The following is a 905-nucleotide window of genomic DNA, read 5'->3' as shown; positions in this document are numbered from 1 at the left end:
AAGACTAGCCTGCCCAAGCAACCCAGTCATGGAGGGCGATTGAAGGGGACTGAGCCGACTGGGCGTGGCAGCCCACAGTACGTAGCGAATGCTTCCCTAGTTGGCTACCTCTACGTTGGTCAGTGGCGAAGGGACGTACATACTCCGAGTAGGAGACTTACCGCATGTTTGTGCCTGTCGTAGACCACAACCAAAACCCGCTCATGCCGACCACACCCAGTCGAGCCAGAAGGTGGATTAAGACCGGCAAGGCTACTCCCTTTTGGAAGAGAGGGGTGTTTTGAGTCCGGCTTAACGTGGAGCCTTCTGACCGGCAAACCCAACCCATAGCCGTCGGCATTGACCCAGGGAGCAAGAAAGAGGGGTGGTCGGTTAAATCCGCCGCACAGACCTACCTGAACCTCCAAGCGGACGCGGTCACCTGGGTGAAGGAGCATGTCGAACAACGGCGCATCATGCGTCGAGCGCGACGGTATCGCCAAACGCCCTGTCGTCAACCCAGGTTTAATCGCGCCAGGGGTGGGTTGCCCCCTTCCACCAAGGCTCGCTGGCAGTGGAAGCTACGTCTGGCTCGGTGGCTAAGCCAGTTGTTTCCCGTATCCGTATTTGTGGTTGAGGACATTAAGGCGAAGACCCGTGGCAAGCGCCGCTGGGACGTGTCTTTCTCTCCCTCAGAGGTGGGTAAGCAATGGTTCTATCGGCAGCTAGCCAATCTGGGACAGGTACTAACCCGCTCAGGGTGGGAAACCCAGCAGATGCGGGATGCCTTGGGTTTGCAGAAAACCAACAAAAAGACCGCCGAAGTGTTTGCGGCCCACTGCGTGGATGCGTGGGTGTTAGCCAACTCCGTGACCGGGGGGCACCTGCAGCCGGACAATCAGCAGATGCTTATGGTCGTTCCTCTG

General features: G+C 58.1%; 1 pseudogene. It reads left to right on the top strand.

The features are described 5' to 3' along the window. Positions 1-164: 164 nt before the first annotated feature. Positions 165-905 (top strand): annotated as a pseudogene (locus NW856_RS13845) (RRXRR domain-containing protein); the annotation flags it as partial.

Origin of the sequence: Synechococcus sp. R3-13, assembly GCF_047462195.1 — a bacterium.
Classification (GTDB): domain Bacteria; phylum Cyanobacteriota; class Cyanobacteriia; order Thermostichales; family Thermostichaceae; genus Thermostichus.
The sequence above is the reverse complement of the archived record's forward strand: the minus strand, read 5'-3'. Positions and strand labels throughout refer to the sequence as shown.